The organism is Ktedonobacter sp. SOSP1-52 (genome assembly GCF_016587395.1).
The window spans coordinates 1,932,135-1,948,746 of sequence record NZ_BNJH01000003.1; the positions used below are offsets into that span (position 1 = coordinate 1,932,135).

At 54.7% G+C, this 16,612-nt stretch carries 13 protein-coding genes; 7 read left to right on the forward strand and 6 right to left on the reverse strand.

The window, feature by feature from the left end:
* Positions 1–9: 9 nt before the first annotated feature.
* From JMJ16_RS33830 to JMJ16_RS33840, 3 genes are all read right to left on the reverse strand, one after another.
* Positions 10–780, reverse strand: a complete 771-nt coding sequence (locus tag JMJ16_RS33830; RefSeq protein ID WP_201388764.1) for a DUF6368 family protein — start codon at positions 778–780, stop codon at positions 10–12.
* Between the two features lie 281 nt (positions 781–1,061).
* Complete coding sequence (locus JMJ16_RS33835; protein WP_201388767.1) at positions 1,062–1,643, reverse strand: cysteine hydrolase family protein; 582 nt, start codon at positions 1,641–1,643, stop codon at positions 1,062–1,064.
* Between the two features lie 121 nt (positions 1,644–1,764).
* Positions 1,765–3,540, reverse strand: coding sequence for an MFS transporter (locus tag JMJ16_RS33840; RefSeq protein WP_201388769.1), 1,776 nt, complete (start codon positions 3,538–3,540; stop codon positions 1,765–1,767).
* 163 nt (positions 3,541–3,703) lie between these two features.
* On the opposite strand from JMJ16_RS33840, the gene JMJ16_RS33845 reads away from it, so the two are divergent.
* Positions 3,704–4,321 (forward strand): TetR/AcrR family transcriptional regulator, encoded by a 618-nt coding sequence (locus tag JMJ16_RS33845; protein WP_236601855.1) that lies wholly within the window; start codon positions 3,704–3,706, stop codon positions 4,319–4,321.
* A gap of 74 nt (positions 4,322–4,395) precedes the next feature.
* Here the strand turns inward: JMJ16_RS33845 and JMJ16_RS33850 are convergent, their stop codons facing one another.
* Positions 4,396–4,854, reverse strand: a complete 459-nt coding sequence (locus JMJ16_RS33850; RefSeq protein ID WP_201388773.1) for a hypothetical protein — start codon at positions 4,852–4,854, stop codon at positions 4,396–4,398.
* Between the two features lie 233 nt (positions 4,855–5,087).
* Between JMJ16_RS33850 and JMJ16_RS33855 the strand changes: the two genes are divergently transcribed.
* Both JMJ16_RS33855 and JMJ16_RS33860 read left to right on the forward strand, forming a co-directional pair.
* Complete coding sequence (locus tag JMJ16_RS33855) at positions 5,088–5,345, forward strand: heavy-metal-associated domain-containing protein (RefSeq protein WP_201388775.1); 258 nt, start codon at positions 5,088–5,090, stop codon at positions 5,343–5,345.
* 119 nt (positions 5,346–5,464) lie between these two features.
* Complete coding sequence (locus JMJ16_RS33860) at positions 5,465–6,520, forward strand: permease (protein WP_201388777.1); 1,056 nt, start codon at positions 5,465–5,467, stop codon at positions 6,518–6,520.
* Between the two features lie 174 nt (positions 6,521–6,694).
* On the opposite strand, the gene JMJ16_RS33865 is transcribed toward JMJ16_RS33860, so the two are convergent.
* Both JMJ16_RS33865 and JMJ16_RS33870 read right to left on the reverse strand, forming a co-directional pair.
* Positions 6,695–7,309, reverse strand: a complete 615-nt coding sequence (locus JMJ16_RS33865) for a hypothetical protein (RefSeq protein ID WP_201388779.1) — start codon at positions 7,307–7,309, stop codon at positions 6,695–6,697.
* Positions 7,310–7,342: 33 nt separating this feature from the next.
* Entirely contained in the window at positions 7,343–8,389 is a 1,047-nt protein-coding gene (locus JMJ16_RS33870; RefSeq protein ID WP_201388781.1) for a LacI family DNA-binding transcriptional regulator, read from the reverse strand.
* A 632-nt stretch (positions 8,390–9,021) separates the two neighbouring features.
* Here JMJ16_RS33870 and JMJ16_RS33875 point away from each other — a divergent pair.
* From JMJ16_RS33875 to JMJ16_RS33890, 4 genes are all read left to right on the forward strand, one after another.
* On the forward strand, positions 9,022–10,401 hold the full coding sequence (locus JMJ16_RS33875) for a substrate-binding domain-containing protein (RefSeq protein ID WP_201388783.1): 1,380 nt from the start codon (positions 9,022–9,024) through the stop codon (positions 10,399–10,401).
* A gap of 92 nt (positions 10,402–10,493) precedes the next feature.
* The gene (locus JMJ16_RS33880; RefSeq protein WP_201388785.1) at positions 10,494–11,492 is read left to right on the forward strand and encodes a carbohydrate ABC transporter permease; all 999 of its coding nucleotides are present in this window, start codon (positions 10,494–10,496) and stop codon (positions 11,490–11,492) included.
* A gap of 3 nt (positions 11,493–11,495) precedes the next feature.
* Positions 11,496–12,467 carry a carbohydrate ABC transporter permease gene (locus JMJ16_RS33885; protein WP_201388786.1) on the forward strand — a complete coding sequence of 324 codons (972 nt, stop codon included), beginning with the start codon at positions 11,496–11,498 and terminating at the stop codon, positions 12,465–12,467.
* 478 nt (positions 12,468–12,945) lie between these two features.
* The gene (locus JMJ16_RS33890) at positions 12,946–16,443 is read left to right on the forward strand and encodes a malectin domain-containing carbohydrate-binding protein (protein ID WP_201388788.1); all 3,498 of its coding nucleotides are present in this window, start codon (positions 12,946–12,948) and stop codon (positions 16,441–16,443) included.
* The last annotated feature ends 169 nt before the right edge of the window (positions 16,444–16,612 follow it).

Here is a 16,612-nt window from a genome sequence, read left to right on the forward strand (position 1 = left end):
CTGGGTTCGCTACTTGATCATGTGAAAATGGAGATGCTCTAACCAGGCACGTAGAAAGGTGGTGTTCACTATGTGGGAGACCCAGAGTTCATTATTACCCGTCATGTAGGGGAACTCGTAGACCTTGCCTGGTAGCGAGTGGACGAAGGTGCTGACCTCTACCAGGGAGGGCCGCCAGCTATTCAGAGCTGAGAGCGAGCCGAACTTCTCTTCGGCCTCCTTCTGAACACGTGCGTAGGGTGAGTCTGGCTGATGGAAAAGTTCAACTGCCATCTCTTTTAGTGTTTTCCCGGGAGGAAGGTTCTTGGCAAGCTCCTTATTGATTTCTTCATACCGGGTACTAAAAAAGGCTCCTATTCCTTCGGAGCGAGCTAGCGTCTCTTTGAATTTTGCAGCTCTTGTCGGGTTGGGTTTGAGTGGTGGCGTGATTGCACCATCCATGCTGATAAGGCCGTTATAGCGCTCTGCTAGCTGCAAGGTGAGTAAGCCAAGAGTGCGATGGTCAATGTTTTGATTGCAACCAGATGAGAAGCCAATTGCCTGTGATGGGAGATAGCCGATCTGGGTTTGAAACTGCTCACATTCGCTTTCTTCGTCGGCATAAACTGCTCCATCTTCGATGCTGAAATAAAATATGCAAAAAGAAACTTCTTCAGGAAAAATATCGGGCTTGAGCCAGAGTGTTCGTTCCCGTGTATTGAAGAGCTTGCCTTTTACTTCTATTTCGCGTGCGATGGAATGTAGCCATGCATCTAGCTCTTCTGTCTGCTCCTGGGTCAATTGTCTGCTCCTGGGTCAATGGTTCGCGTAGGAGCACGCTTGCGCCGGGGCCGCCCATACTTGTTTCCCTCCCTGGTTCATCAGCATATTGATGTTTTTGCAGTAGAATACTGTTAGCTAGTATACATGAGCTAATGGGGAAAAGTATATGGGAATTGTGGCCTGACGGCGTCACTTGTAGGATCCATGCTGGCATGAACTCTAATGCACCCCTGTGAGATGTCTGCCTTATGGATTGCATCTCACGGGGGCGAGGTTTTAAGTCCATGCCAGCATGGACCCTACTTCAGTGCTTCGATTGCCTCCTGGGAGGAGATGACGCTGGCTTGGCGAGGAAATACCTTCTGGGTCAGGACGCGATGGACCTCTTCGTCGCCATCGGCGCAGCAGTCTTCAACGACGACCAGCTCATAGTCCATGTCGGCGGCCCAGCGCACGGTTGAGAGAACGACGCCGCTTGTGGCGACACCCAGCAAGACCAGGCGTGTGATGCCCTGCGAGCGCAGGATAACTTCGAGGTCTGTAGTGCTAAACGCGCCTACCCGCCGCTTGGTGACGACGCTCTCGCCGGAGAGGGGCGCAACTCGCTCATGAATCTCCGCGCCAGGAGTGCCTTCGAGCAGGCGGCCCGTCTGGCGGATAGCCGAGAATCCGCGATTGCGTGGGCTGGCCTCTGGATAGCCCTCGCGGAAGCGGACAACCACGTGGATGATTGGTAGATGGGCCTCGCGTGCCGCTTGCAGCACGCCAGTCGCCCGGTCAAGGAGGGAGGCCTTCCTCTCGTCCATGTTGGCCAGGATGTCGTTCTGGTAGTCCATGATCAAGAGCGCGGTTTTTTCATCTTTTAGCATTACGTTTGTCATGTTTTTTCTCCTTCTATTTTGTAGTGGTCGTGCTGCTAAAGCACGCGCCTACATATCAAGTGCGATATGTCCCCTATCTGATATGTAGACGCGTACTTTAGCAGCGTCGGTCGGGAGCACTTTAATCGGCGTCCGTCGTGGCGTGAATCTTGGCTTCTGCCTCTTCCTGGCTTACTTCGACCGGGCGAGCGAGCTGTTGCTTGCCGCGCAGCACGGAGGCGAGGGCCGCAACCAGGCACATGGCGGCCGAGAGGTAGAAGACGCTGTGCAGGCCGACCGCAAAGGGCGATGAAATCAGGTTGGGGAAGAAGGAATGGCCCAGCAGGTTGGCCTTATCGGCAGCAGGCAGGGCGTTGAGTACCTTGCCCGGCACCAGTTGAGCCATGGGATTATAGCCCAGAAAGGCCGCGAAGAGCGCCGAGGTTGGCGGCAGGTGCGCGATTCGGTCCGCCACGCTCGCGGGAACGCCCGCCGCTGTCAGGCCGCGTAGTAGCGTCGTCGGCAGGGAGGAGGCCAGGCCCAGTATAATCAGGCTGAAGAAGATGCCGATGCTCACAATCGAGCCTGAGTTCTGGAAGGTCGAGCGCATGCCAGAGGCGACTCCGCGCTGCTCGCGTGGTACGCTGCCCATGATGGACGACGTATTGGGCGAAGAGAACATTCCCTGCCCGATGCCCAGCATAAACAGGATCAGGGCGAACCAGATGTAGTCAAAGTTCAGCGGTAGAATGGTCAGTAGGAAGAAGCCCAGGGCTTGAATGAGCATGCCCAATGTAGAGAAGGGGCGTGCGCCAAATCGATCCGAGAGCCAGCCGCTTAACGGCCCCATCAAGAGAAAGCCGATCATCAGCGGGATCATATAGATGCCAGCCCACAGGGGCGCAACCTCGTAGTCGTAGCCATGCAGCGGCAGCCAGATACCTTGCAGCCAGATGATAAGCATGAATTGCAGGCCGCCACGCGCGATACTGGCCAGGAAGCTGCTCGCGTTTCCCGCCGCGAACATGCGAATTTTAAAGAGGTCCAGGCGGAACATAGGATCGGGGACACGCAACTCGATCCAGACAAAGGCCGCGAGCAGGAGCACGCCCAGGACGAGCGCGCCCAGCACCAGGGGATTGCCCCAGCCCGTTGGCGAGTCACCGTAGGGCTCGATGCCATAGGTAATACCGATTAAGAGGACCGTCGCCCCAACCGCAAAAGTGATATTTCCCAGCCAGTCGATGCGCTGGCGTTTGCGGGGCGTCGCGGTCTCGCGGAGCATGGTATAGGCCCAGATCGTACCCACGATACCTACAGGCACGCTTACCAGGAAGACTAGACGCCAGTCAAAGTAGGACAGGATACCGCCCAGAATCAGCCCGATGACCGAGCCGAGAATGGCGGCAATCTGGTTGATGCCCAGGGCAAAGCCGCGCTGGTGCTCGGGAAAGGCGTCGGTAATGATCGCCGCGCTATTAGAGAGCAGGAAGCCCCCGCCAATGCCCTGCACGAAGCGAAAGAGAATCAGTTCCAATGCCCCGGCATTCCCCGTACCTGGAGTCAGCCAGAGCAAGATGCTGCCAATCGTAAAGATAAGAAAACCCAGGTTATAGAACCTGACGCGCCCAAACATATCAGAGATGCGTCCGAATGTGACCAGGAGCGTGGCTGTCACGACCATATAGCCCATCAGCATCCAGAGGAAGTAGCCGGTCTCCCCAGGTGCCAGGGGATCAATATGAATGCCTTTGAAGATGACCGGGAGCGAGATCAGGACAATACTTGAGTCGATTGTCGCCATGAGCACACCCAGGGTCGTGTTTGTCAACGCAATCCATTTATAGCGTGGCGAAACGGGCCTGTTTCTACGTGGAACCCGCTTCTCCTCCTGCCTTGCAATACTTTGCGCCACCATGCCTTTCGCTTTCTAGAAGGGTTGTCGCTGACAACGCCTATCATTGATAACCTTGTATATTGCCTTGACTAGAATATCATTCTAGTGCTAGAATATCATTCTAGTCAAGGGGGGTGATATAATTGTGCTCACAGATAGATTAGAGAAAAGGAGATTTTGTGTGATGGATAGTTTAGAGCGTGGCGTGACGACCGGGTCCAGGCGGCAAAGTATTCTTGATGCCGCGCTCCCGCTCTTCCTGACGAAGGGTTTTACTGAGACCACGATGGAGGATATTCGCCAGCGCTCGGGAGCCAGCACTGGGAGCATCTACCATCACTTTGAGAACAAAGAGATGTTGGCGCGTGCGCTCTACCTCGAAGGACGCACGGCCCTCTACAATGTCTTTTTTACCGCTCTTGCTACCAGTGATCCCCGTGAAGGTATCACTGGTCTGGTCTATGCTTACCTGCAATGGTATGAGCAGCATCCCGATTTAGGGCAATATGTCATGCAGGCGGGCGATACCGAATACCTGGGTGCCTACGTCAAGGTGCTACGTCAGAAAACCAAAACCGTCCTGCCAGAGGAGAACTTTCCCACGCAATTCTTCCAATGGCTTGCTCCCTTTGTCGAAGCGGGCGCGATCAAGCGCCTCCCTCAGCAGGTTTACTTCCCGCTCGTCATCGGCCCCAGCCGTGATTTCACGCGCCGCTGGCTCAGGGAGCGCGTCGCCAGCGAAATGCAGGAGGCCCGTGAACCCCTGGCCGAGGCCGCCTGGGTCTCCCTCTCGGCCAAGTAGATCAGAATCTTCCTCTTTCTCTCTCTTAGATCTCAGAAAACTGGAGATTTGTACGACATTGCAAAGTCAAACCATTAAGATTTATCTGGTGGGAGAAGCGACGGAAGATTGAGTATCTTAGCGAGTAGCGCTCGGAATGAAGGCGTTGTATAACGTGTATCGTGAGGCGCGATTGTCAGAAACTGGCACCCCATCGCATTGAGATCCATATGCTGGATCAATGTATTGGCGCGCAAAAAATCTAAATGATATGCTAAACCAAAATCAATAGGACAGTGAAATATCGCGCCTGACGGAATCTTTTTCAGAGTATGAGCAGCATCGTAAAGACTTTGTATTTGTGTCGCATCGTGGATAACCATGTTGAGAGGCGCTAAATGATGATCTGGTATTGGTAATGGGTTAGTGCGGACGATATGCAAAACATTTGGGCCTGTTGCCTCTCCTGCCTGCCATATTCCTTCGCACCCGTTAAGCAACAAAACGATGAGGCCAGCAAGGAGATAAACTCTGGTAAAAGTAGATTTTATCATCGTTTCCCTCAAAATCTTTCTTTCTTGCAAGCCATACGCTATCTGCAAGAGAATATAGTAGAAGCACACTACTGTGACTTATTTCTCTACAGGAGAATACGTCATATGATGAAGAATCATTCCATATTTTCTTGACATATGTTTCCACGAGGGCATATACTTTGCATATTGTACACCCCTCCCCACGGGGTAAGGGTGTAAATAACTTTTAGCAAGAAAAGAGGGTGTGATCTATGGCGATAGCGAAAGAGACAACCTTATCTATACCGGCGATGAGCTGTAATCACTGTGTGCAGACCATCACAAAGACCTTGAGCGATCTAGCTGGCGTAGAGAGCTTGAACGTTGATCTGCCAACAAAGACGGTGCGCCTGGCCTACGACGCTGAAACCTTATCGTTGGCGGAGGCTGAGGCGAAGCTGTTCGAGGCGGGCTATCCCGTCCAGAAGCAGTCATTTGCTAATCGTGGCAAAGCCTTACCACTAAAGTAGGGTCCTTGCTGGCATGGACTGCGAGCGAAGCGACTGACCTTGTGTGAGGATATCGGCCTTCAGTCCATGCCAGCAAGGACCCTACAACGTTGATTGTATGGTGAAAGTGGGGGAGAGATATGTCATTGCTGACAGTAATTGGCCAGGCGTTGCTGACCGCCGTGGGAATGGCCTGGCAGGTCTTATGGAGCCTGGTGTTGGGTTTCCTGGTCTCGGGCATGATCCAGGCCTATGTGAGTCGTGCAGGCATGAGTAAGGTCTTGGGGCGCGCGGGCATGAGAGAGATCGCGATGGCGGCAGGCTTTGGCGCCGCGAGTTCATCCTGTTCGTATGCCGCCATTGCCGCCGCCAAAAGCATGTTTAAACGTGGTGCGCACCTGATCCCGGCCCTGGCGTTTATGTTTGCCTCTACTAACCTGGTGCTGGAACTGGGCCTGGTCCTCTGGCAGTTGATGGGTTGGCAGTTCGCCCTGGCCGAGTGGCTGGGGGGCGTTATTCTTATAGCCTTGATGGCTCTGCTGGTGAAGGTGACCTATCCAAGTAAGCTGGTAGAGGAGGGGCGGACGCAGGAGGAGACGGAGAAGGTGCAGGAGCATGATCATGACGACATTCGAGGTGTACCCGCGCCACTCCAGGTAGTCGAGAACGCTGTAGTTGGTCCGCTGATTGCGGTCATCTCCTTTGTCTGCTCCATTGGCAATGTCCCTCTAGCGGCGATCCTCTTTGCAGGCGGCATCACCTTTGGTGGCGCAATTGCCTTCCTCTATGCCGACCTGATTGTTTTGCCCATTATCGACATCTACCGCAAGTATTACGGTTGGCGACTGGCGGCCTATATCACAGGCGTGCTCTTCACAACTATGGTGGTGACGGCGATCCTAATAGATGCACTCTTCTCAGGCCTGGACCGCCTCTTCCCAGCAGTGCATTTTATCCCCACGGCCAATCCCCACTTCCTGCAACAGGTCACGATGTTCTCCTTCGACTATACTTTTGTACTCAACATACTGGCGCTGCTGGTTGTTGGTGTGCTGGTGTACCTTAATATCAGGCACCCCATGCGTATGCATAGCCATGGAGAGCACGCGGAGCATGGCGCATCTTTCCCGCATCGACGCGAGGCTCACATCCCGAGTTTGCCTGTTACATGGCAGGTCATTACGAGGCGGGAATGAAGCAAGAGGTAAACGTCACTGCTTAAAAAAGCCACATTTTCCCGGCATAGACGCCACGTTCACGGCGTGCCGATTATGCTCATTTGGTGAGTAATTACGGTAAAGAAGCACTTCCTTGCCCTCCTGCACAGGTGGGTAATGGGAATTGGTGCCTGTCAACGTGGCGCCTCTGGGTTAGGACGAGAAGCGAAAGGACTTTACCATGCGCTCGAAGTAGTCGTGGGACGTTTTTGCGTAGCTGCTGGTAGCGTCCTGGTAGATGATGAAATAGAGTTCTGTTTTGTTGGGGCTGATAGTGTAATCGATGCCGAGTACCGTTTCTTTGACCGCGAGGGTTGAGCCGTCGCTCTGCTTGACCTGCTTCTCTATGAACCCCTGGTACCAGCGTTCGCCATTGAGGGTGATGGTGCTCAGGCTGGAGGCTTGCAGGGGGTGTTGTGAAGAGCCAAGAAAGAATTTAAGCATGAGATCGCGTGAGGATACGGTATTGTTTGAGCGTGCGGCATACAAGACGTGGAGTGAGGCTGCTGGGTCCTCAACGCGCGTGAAGAGCGTCCCCTGGAGCATTTCGAGTTGGGGAGAGCTGGCCCCAAGGTAGAGATCCTTGGTTGAGATATTCCAGTTGTTCATATAGTCAATAGAGAAGATCTGGGTACGCTGGCTTTTCCAGACTGGTGGCGCGCTGACTACGTTGCTGGCCTCGAAGCAGGCGCTTAGTACGACGAGGAGCGCCATAAATGAGGCGACAAGGCCAGAAACTCGCGCCAGGCGCGTGATTGCAGTGCTCATCAAAATAGCCTCCTTGCTATCTTTTGACCAGTGTTACCTTTCCGTGAGCGGCCCTGGGCGCGGGGGCGCGCAGGACGCTCTGACAACGAGCGAGGTTGAAAGTTCGACATGGTTGGATTCAAGCTGCTGCCCGGCGATGAGGCGTAGCAGCATAGTGGCTGCCATCTTACCCATCTCGGCCAGTGGCTGGCGAATGGTTGTCAGGGGCGGAGACATCTGGGCGCTATACGTCACATCGTCGAAACCGATTACACTCATGGCATCGGGGATGTGAATATTGCGCTGGTAGAGGGCCTGGTAGACTCCTGCGGCCTGTGCGTCATTCCCCGCGAAGATCGCCGTGGGCGGCTCTGGCTGATCGAGCAGGGCATATGTCTGCTGTAAGCCGTCGCCCAGCATATAGTTGCCCTCGCAGATCAGGCCAGGATCAATCGGGATGCCCGCGCGCTCAAGTGCTTCGCGGTACCCGGCCAGGCGTGCGCGCGAGGTGGTGAGATGGAGCGGACCCGTAATGATACCGATGCGACTATGACCCAGAGAAATAAGATATTCGGTCGCGGTATAGCCTCCCAGCCAGATCGTGGACCCGATGGTGGGGAAGGCCGTGGTAGGCTCGTTGCGATCCCCAATGGAGACAAAGGGAATACCCTGCTCCATCAGCGCGTTAGCGATGCCGAGGCGTTCGTAGGGCAGGAGCAATAAGACGCCATCAGTGGAGCGGTCAAGCAGGCGTCGCAACCATAAAAGCTCGGTATCTTCGTTCTCATGGGTTGCGAAGATCACAAGCCTATGCCCACTCTCCTCCAGCACATCCTGCACACCATGCATGATGCCAAGGTCATAGCCGCCTTCCAGGCGCATAATTACCAGGTCGATCAGTCCACTCTGCCCCTTGCGAAGATGGCGAGCCGCGTGATTCTGAATATAGTCGTGTTGTTCGATGAGCTGCTGTATACGTGCTCGGGTCTGCGCGCCTACGCCGGGAAGCTGGTTGAGCACTTTAGAAACTGTGGTCGTCGAGACTCCCGCCTCCTTTGCGATTTGCGCCATGGTTGAACGTTTAATCTGTCGCTGCTCCATTACACATGCCTTCCCGTCGATTTAGGTAAACGATAACCTTAATTTGTTGCGCTAATAGTACCTGTTTTTTTCTGCATTGTCAATCGGTGTCAATTGGATAATGGAGAATTGGAGGATAAAATTTTCCTTTACTTCTACCATTGACATTGGAGATTTTCTATGTTACCTTTTCTTTCAAGGAAACAAAAGGTAAACGTTACCCTTGATTTACCTTACTACTTATCCGAAATCCTGAGCGCGGAGCGCTCGTCACGAGAGTGACGTTGGGTTTCGGAATAAGATCATAGAACACTTACCTGGTGGGTTGCTTATTTTTCGTCAACGGTGGACGAACATACTACCATCGAGGAGGTTCAAAAAGCTATGAGGCTACTACTATCTCCGCGCCACTTCAAAGGGACCAGGCTCCCTTCGGGCTACCAGGCTTCCTGCACGCTACATGCAACTCACAGGTGGTTCTTCGCTCACTCTCACCTCTAGTTGCGACTACCACTGGCTCTCTCAAGGCTCTCTCAATCTAAGCAGTAACTGTTTCTCTTATTCATTTTGTCTATGGTCATGCTGAAGCATTCTTCAATACATGCTTACAACATGACGTAGGCATGACATGCTCTTTTTAAGGAGGTCTCTTCATGGGCACGAAGCTCAACTTCCGCTCCTCTCTCAATCGCAGGAGTTTCTTGCAGGGTTCTGCCGCCGTTGGTGCGGGAGCTCTTGGCCTGGAGTTCCTGGCTTCTTGTGGAACGACAACCTCAAGCGCGGACTCGACGGTGACGGCGACCATCGACACCTTACCCCCTACCGCCAATAAGGGCGCTATCTACGTATTTAACCAGGGCGTCAAGCAATTTGAGCAGACCCACCCGGGTGAGAAGATCGTTGGCAAGAACGATCCCTACGATCCTACCACCTACTTTGCGCGCCTGGCCGCTGGGCAGTCGGAAGATGTTAAGGAGAGCTGGTTTACTGAGCCGCCGCTCTTGATTAGCAAGCACGCTGTGGCGGATATTACTAGCCTGGCGAAGGGCTGGCAGTACTGGAGCAGCTATAATCCAGGCATCGCGTCTATTGCCACTGATGCTGCCACGGGCAAGATCTATGGCGTGCCCGTCAGTGGGTATGCTCTAGGTATTTACTATAACCGCAAGATGTTTAAAGCCGCTGGGCTCGATCCTGATAAGCCTCCCACGACCTGGGAGGAGTTTCGTGGCTACGCCAAGCAGTTGAAGAGTTCATCCGTGGCGGGCTATGCCGAGACGAGCACGAGCAACCAGGGCGGCTGGCACTTTACCAACTGGATGTATACCGCGGGCGGGGACATGCAGTCTGCTGATGGGACGAAGGCCACTTTCAACAGTGACAAGGGTGTAAGTGTACTGCAAATGCTCAAGGACATGCGCTTTACTGATCAGTCCTTGACGAAGCAGCAGCTCTTTACCCAGGCCGATACGCTCCAACTGCTGGCTACAAACAAGGTAGCGATGGTTGTGATGGCGCCCGACCAGCTCAATACTCTGAAGTCGCAGTACCAGGCGAACCTGGATGACTTCGGTATTGGCCCCATGCCACAGAACGGTGGTAATGCGGCCCTGACCGGAGGCAACATCTTTATCTTCAATCCCAAGTCGTCGAAGGAGAAGATTAAGGCTGGCTTCGACTACGTCATCTACAACAATTTCGACCTGAGTGTGATGGAGAGCAATCTGGCGACCCAGTCGGCCTCTGGACAGGTCGTGGGTGGTCCTGCTAACGTGCTCTTTACCGGCGAATTCCAACAGAAGGTGAACGAGCTTACGACTAAATATGCCAATGCGCCCTTGCAGAACTACCAGTCTTTCAACAAATCGACTGCCACACTGCGTCCGGAGCCACGCAAAGAGACACAGAAAATGTACGCCGCGCTCGACCCGGTGGTACAGGCTGTGCTGACGAACGCGAGTGCTGACCCACAGAAACTGCTCGACCAGGCTGCACAGCAGTTCCAGCAGGTTCTCGACCAGTCTGCCTCCTAGTTTGATAGGCGAGAGGAGAGCGTCTCTGCCCTTCGCAGGGTGAGGCGTTTTTCCTCCCGCCTGGTCGCTAAAATCCCGGAAGGAGCTATGTTATGGGGCTGCCATCGTCTTCGCCGTCTCCCTTATCTCTCCGTAAGCCTGCATTGCCACCGCGCAATATGCTGACACCCAAACGTGCCCCCGCTTCTGGGCAGGAGCGACAGGTGGGACGGAAGTTACTGCTAGTCTTTCGGCGTAATCTCAGCGGCTATCTTTTTCTGCTGCCCGCGCTACTGGTCTTCGCGTTCTTTGTCTGGTATCCCATCGTGCTAGGGTTCGCGATCAGTTTTCAGAGCATCGATATGATCAATCCCCCTGCCTGGGTAGGATGGGCGAACTATCACCATGTGCTCACTGATCCACTCTTTGCCGTGGCCTGGCGCAATACTGTCGCCTTTACGTTCTACGCGCTACTCTTCGGCTATGTGATTCCCATCGTGCTGGCGCTGCTGATTAACGAGATGCGCCATGGTAAGGGCTTTTTCCGCCTGGCCTTCTACCTGCCGGTGATGCTGCCGCCAATTGTAACGGTCTTTCTCTGGCGCTGGATTTATAATCCCGATTCTGGCCTCTTGAATGCTTTGCTCAGCCTGGTGCATCTTCCCGGTGGTCTCTGGCTGGAGACGCCAGGAAGCGCACTCCCGGCCTTGATGGTGATCGCGACCTGGAGTAATGCTGGTTCCACCATGCTCATCTACCTGGCGGCGCTTCAGGGAGTCTCAGCCACGCTCTACGAGGCGTCTGAGATCGATGGCGCGAGCATCTGGCGCCGACTCTGGCATGTGACGCTGCCCGCCATTCGCCCTATTATGCTTCTCATGCTAGTCTTGCAGGTCATTGGTACGATGCAGGTCTTTACTGAGCCATTTACAATCACGGGTGGTGGCCCGCAGCACGCGACGGTGAGTGTGCTCCTCTTAATCTATAACTATGCTTTCCAGGACGCCGACTTTGGTAGCGCAAGTGCGCTAGGGGTGCTCCTCTTCCTGGTACTGGCCATCTTCGCAGTGATCTATATGCGGATGACCAATCGTTTGATGCAAGGAGATTAAGCCATGGCCCTGCCTATCCAGAATCCATCATTGACGCCTGCTCCGGCGAAAAAGAGCTGGTTTCGCCGGGAACGCTCCAGCGAAGAGATGAGCGAGCGTACGCTGGTCTCGCCGCTTTCCTTGAGGCGCCCGACTGGACGCGCGCTCTACTGGCTGATTTTTGTGCTGCTCCTGGGCACGACGGTGATTACGCTGGGTCCGATCTACTGGATGTATACTGGGGCGCTCAAGTCGAGCATTGAGATTTTTCAGACCCCGCCTACGCTCTGGCCCGCGCATCCCCTGTGGGACAACTATAGCAATGCCTGGGACGTGCTGAGCTTCCCCCTCTATTTTGGCAATACCCTTGCCCTGGCGGTGGGAGCCGTAATATTGCAGCTCGTGGTATCGGCAACAGCCGCTTACTCGCTCTCCAAGCTGAATCCGGCAGGTAAGGGCATTATCCAGTTTAGCTTCTTCTGCACACTGATGGTTCCCCCGGTGGCCTACCTGATCCCGCAGTTCGTCAACATCAGCGACCTTCCCTTGCTGCATATCTCGCTGATCAACAACTGGGCCGGAGTCTGGCTCCCCTCTGCGGCCAGTGCCTTCAATATCCTGGTGCTCAAGAGCTTCTTTGATAGCATTCCCGCCGAGTTGACGGACGCCGCGCGCCTGGATGGTGCCAATGCCTGGCAACTCTTTACACGCATTATGCTCCCGCTCTCGCGCCCAGCCCTGGCCGTGGTGACAATCTTTACCGTGGTGGCCTCATGGAAGGATTTCCTCTGGCCTCTACTCGTGCTGACCGATAGTAATCTACAGCCGTTAAGTGTGGCCATCTTTCGCCAATCGGGGATCAACTCTAATTTACCCCTGCCTTTTACCTATCTGATGGCTGGCCTGGCGCTCGCAAGCGTCCCGCCAATTATCCTGTTCCTGGTGTTCCAGCGACAAATCATTCGCGGCATCAACCTGACCGGCCTGAAGGGGTAGCTAGCTGTAGATCTTACATAGACGACGCTTGGTTTATCGCGCATCGTAGGTCTTACATAGGTACTCGATTTATCGCGCACAAGGCGATTTATCGCATAAATATTGAATAGCCGGCATGTTTACATGGAGATGTGTTCTTTCTCATTGAATGTAGGGTGTCGTAGGAGCCAGGCGGCGTGGATAATCACGCAGTATATTCGTGCGATAAATCGCCTTGTGCGCGGTAAACCGGGCACCTATGGAGGGGAGATATTCCTCTTGAAGGGGTTCAGTTAGTCATTGAAAGGAGGCGTAAACCACTCAGAAGCAGGCGTCAACACTGGTGTGCTCTTTACCTGTACGCTTGACAATGACTCTTGTCAAGCGCAACACAGAATCAGGATGTTTGTTGACAGAATGTTACATCGTTGTACACAGCCATGCCGTCTCTCAGGCTGATGGCATGTGTGAGCAAGAAGCCTGGAAAGGAATGCGCGCAATGCAGGATGCAAAGCGAAGAAGGCGCACGAAGTTTATAGGGACGTTTATTCTCTGCGTTTTATTCCTCAGCACCATGGGGATACTCTCGTCCGCGGCGTACGCCTCAACCTTACAGAGCACGAAGAGCGCAAATAGCACGGTGCCAAATGTGACTGGAGGCTCGGGGGCTACACTGCCCTATGTCGAGATGGAGGCCCATAGCGCTACCACGAATGGAAGCATTCTTGGCCCGGACTTTACGCTGGGAAGCCTGGCCTCGGACGCCGTGGATCGCCAGGCTGTGCGTTTAACTCAGGGGCAGTATGTGCAGTTTACCCTGCCCCAGTCGGTCACGGCCAATTCAATCAATCTGCGCTATAGTATCCCTGATGCATCTGGTGGTGGGGGGATCAATGCCTCGCTCAGTCTGTATATTAATGGTGTCAAGCAGTCGAAAGATCTGCAATTGACCTCAAAGTATACCTGGCTGTATGGTGCTCCCGATTTCTCGAATTGTAATGGCAATGTTTGGTCCAAGAGCCCTGGCGGCACGCCGCATCACATGTTTGACGAGGTGCATGTGCTCTTGCCACAGATGGCGGCTGGCACCAATGTCAAGCTGCAGGTCGACTCCGAGAATACTGCTCCCTGGTATGCCATCGATGTCGCCGACTTTCAGCAGGTGGCGGCTCCGCTGAGCGAGCCTTCGGGCTATATCTCGGTTACCGATGCGCCATATAATGCCGATCCCACGGGCGCGGTGGACGCCACGACTGCCATCCAGAACGCTGTCAATGCTGGCGCGTCCCAGGGCAAAGGCGTCTGGATTCCCCAGGGGACCTTCCTGGTTACCAGCCATATCCTGGTGAATAATGTCACCCTGGCGGGTGCGGGCTCCTGGTACTCGGTCCTGGAGGGGCCACCCAATGGCAGCACTGGCACGGGCGTTGGCGTCTATGGTAACGATGCCTATGACGGCAGTACCAGCTCCAATGTCCACCTCTCGAACTTCGCCGTTGAGGGCCAGATCTCGAACCGCGTCGACTGTGTCCAGGATAACGGCATGGGCGGTTCCCTCAATAATTCTAGTATCACCAATGTCTGGATCGAGCACACCAAGGTTGGTATGTGGTTCGATGGCCCCTTTAGTGGCCTGACAGTCAGTGGTAGTCGCATCGATAGCACGCTTGCCGATGGTATTAATTTCCATCGCAACATTACCAATTCCAGCGTCTCGCAGACCATTATCCGTGGTACGGGCGATGATGGCCTGGCGATGTGGTCGTCCTCGGATAACGTGCCTGCTACTGGTGATAGCAACGATAGCTTCGATCACAACACGATCCAGTCGAACTATGTCGCTAATGGTATCGCCCTCTATGGTGGTGTGGGCAATAGCGTGACCAACAACGTGGTCACTGGCTCACAGTATCGCGGCGGTGGCATCATGCTGGATTACGAAAACTTTGGTAACCCGACCGTGAACTTTAGCGGCACTACCACTGTTTCTAACAATACTATAAACCAGGTCGCGGGTTGGGGCGACCAGGGCATTCAGCAATTTGGTGCGCTGATGTTCTGGGCCGACAATGGGGCGATCAATGCCCCCTTCACGGTCTCAGGAGATGAGATCGATAACAGCAACTTTGCCGCGATCTCCTTTGACGGTGGCAACTCTGTGAGCAACGTTGCCATGTCCAATGTGAATATCAACGGGGCCATGTTTGCCTTCTCCAACAAGGTAAATACCGTCACAGGTTCGGCTACAAACGTCACGGCTAGCAACCTGAGTATCGGCGGTATGGAGAGTTGCGAGAGCTCGGGTTCGTGGAATGTAACTATGGGCACGGGTAACACCGGCTGGAGTCCGACGCCGCAGACCTGTGGTTTCCCCCCGCCAAATGTCACACCGACCCCGGCGCCCACGAATACGCCCACACCAATTCCGTCGACTCCAACGCCGACCCCAACGCCTATCCCGCCTCCTTCCGGCACTCTGGTGACGGCGATTAACGCGGGCGGCGGTGCCAGTGGCAGCTATGTGGCCGATACTGATTTCAATCAAGGTAATCAGTTCTCAGATACCTCAACCTCTATCGATACTAGTGGTGTCGCCAGTCCCGCGCCGCAGGCGGTCTGGCAGACTGTGCGCTGGTTCAGTTCCTTTACCTATACCATTCCTGGTTTGACGCCCAATGCCTCTTACACTGTCCGGCTGGACTGGGCAGAACTCTCCTTCCAGGCGGCTGGCCAGCGTAAGTTCAACGTAGCCATCAATGGTAGCCAGGTCTTGAGCGCCTTCGACGTCTACGCTACGGCTGGGTACAAGAAGGCGATTGCCAGGCAGTACGCGGCTACGGCTAATGGCAGCGGACAGATCGTGATCGTCTTCACCCAGGGTGGTGCGGATAATCCCTTTATCAACGGCATTGAGATCTGGAATCCAGGCGGCGGTACACCAACTCCAACGCCGGTTCCGACCAATACGCCAACCCCGGCGCCTACTAATACGCCCACGCCAATTCCGTCGACTCCAACGCCCACGCCAATTCCGTCGACTCCAACGCCCACGCCGACCCCGCCAACTCTGGTGACGGCGATTAACGCGGGTGGTGGTGCTAGCGGAAGTTACGTGGCCGACGCTGACTTTAACCAGGGGAACCAGTTCTCGGATACTTCAACCTCCATCGACACCAGTGGCGTGAGTAACCCCGCGCCGCAGGCGGTCTGGCAGACCTGTCGCTGGAATAGCTCCTTCACCTATACCATTCCTGGTTTAACTGCTGGGAACACGTATACGGTGGAACTGGATTGGGCAGAACTCTCCTTCCAGGCGGCTGGACAGCGCAAGTTTAATGTCGCCATTAATGGTAGCCAGGTCTTGAGCAGCTTTGATGTCTACGCCACGGTTGGGTACAAGAAGGCGCTCGTCAGGCAATTCAGTGCCACGGCCAATAGCAGTGGGCAGGTCGTGATCGCCTTTACCCAGGGCGGTGCGGACAACCCCTTCATCAACGGCATTGCTATCTGGAAACCCTCGGGCAACCCGCCTCCCACGGGAACGCTGGTGAGCGCCATTAACGCGGGCGGTTCGGCCTCGGGCAGTTTCGTGGCCGATACCGGTTATGACCAGGGCAATCAGTTCTCGGATACCTCGACCTCGATCAATACCAGTGGCGTGAGCAATGCTGCCCCACAGGCGGTCTGGCAGACTTGCCGCTGGAATAGTTCCTTTACCTATACCTTGAGTGGCCTCACGGCTGGTAAGTCTTATACGCTCAAGCTCGATTGGGCGGAACTCTCTTTCCAGGCGGCGGGGCAGCGCAAGTTCAATGTTGCCGTTAATGGCAGCCAGGTTCTCAGTTCCTTCGATGTCTATGCTACGGCGGGCTACAAAACGGCGGTACAGAAGTCGTTTGCAGTCACAGCTAATAGCAGTGGGCAGGTCGTGATTGCCTTTACCCAGGGCGGCGCGGACAATCCCTTTATCAACGGTATCGAACTCTACAGCGCCTAGTCACGCGCTGTAGAAAGAGCGCTACTGACGTACGCGCCTACGCTGGGTGCCAGTACTCTGTCCCGGAGGCGTAGGTGCGTACGTCAGTAGCGCACATCCCACCACAATGTGCTTTGAAAGGAAAACACTTTTATGGAGATGGCAACGCCAGCCACCACAAGCGCTCATC

Excerpts from the sequence above, each read along its gene's own strand:
- JMJ16_RS33835 (WP_201388767.1), bottom strand. The coding sequence starts at position 1,643 with ATGACAAACGTAATGCTAAAAGATGAAAAAACCGCGCTCTTGATCATG.
- JMJ16_RS33840 (WP_201388769.1), bottom strand. The coding sequence starts at position 3,540 with ATGGTGGCGCAAAGTATTGCAAGGCAGGAGGAGAAGCGGGTTCCACGT.
- JMJ16_RS33845 (WP_236601855.1), top strand. The coding sequence starts at position 3,704 with ATGGATAGTTTAGAGCGTGGCGTGACGACCGGGTCCAGGCGGCAAAGT.
- JMJ16_RS33850 (WP_201388773.1), bottom strand. The coding sequence starts at position 4,854 with ATGATAAAATCTACTTTTACCAGAGTTTATCTCCTTGCTGGCCTCATC.
- JMJ16_RS33855 (WP_201388775.1), top strand. The coding sequence starts at position 5,088 with ATGGCGATAGCGAAAGAGACAACCTTATCTATACCGGCGATGAGCTGT.
- JMJ16_RS33860 (WP_201388777.1), top strand. The coding sequence starts at position 5,465 with ATGTCATTGCTGACAGTAATTGGCCAGGCGTTGCTGACCGCCGTGGGA.
- JMJ16_RS33865 (WP_201388779.1), bottom strand. The coding sequence starts at position 7,309 with ATGAGCACTGCAATCACGCGCCTGGCGCGAGTTTCTGGCCTTGTCGCC.
- JMJ16_RS33870 (WP_201388781.1), bottom strand. The coding sequence starts at position 8,389 with ATGGAGCAGCGACAGATTAAACGTTCAACCATGGCGCAAATCGCAAAG.
- JMJ16_RS33875 (WP_201388783.1), top strand. The coding sequence starts at position 9,022 with ATGGGCACGAAGCTCAACTTCCGCTCCTCTCTCAATCGCAGGAGTTTC.
- JMJ16_RS33880 (WP_201388785.1), top strand. The coding sequence starts at position 10,494 with ATGGGGCTGCCATCGTCTTCGCCGTCTCCCTTATCTCTCCGTAAGCCT.
- JMJ16_RS33885 (WP_201388786.1), top strand. The coding sequence starts at position 11,496 with ATGGCCCTGCCTATCCAGAATCCATCATTGACGCCTGCTCCGGCGAAA.
- JMJ16_RS33890 (WP_201388788.1), top strand. The coding sequence starts at position 12,946 with ATGCAGGATGCAAAGCGAAGAAGGCGCACGAAGTTTATAGGGACGTTT.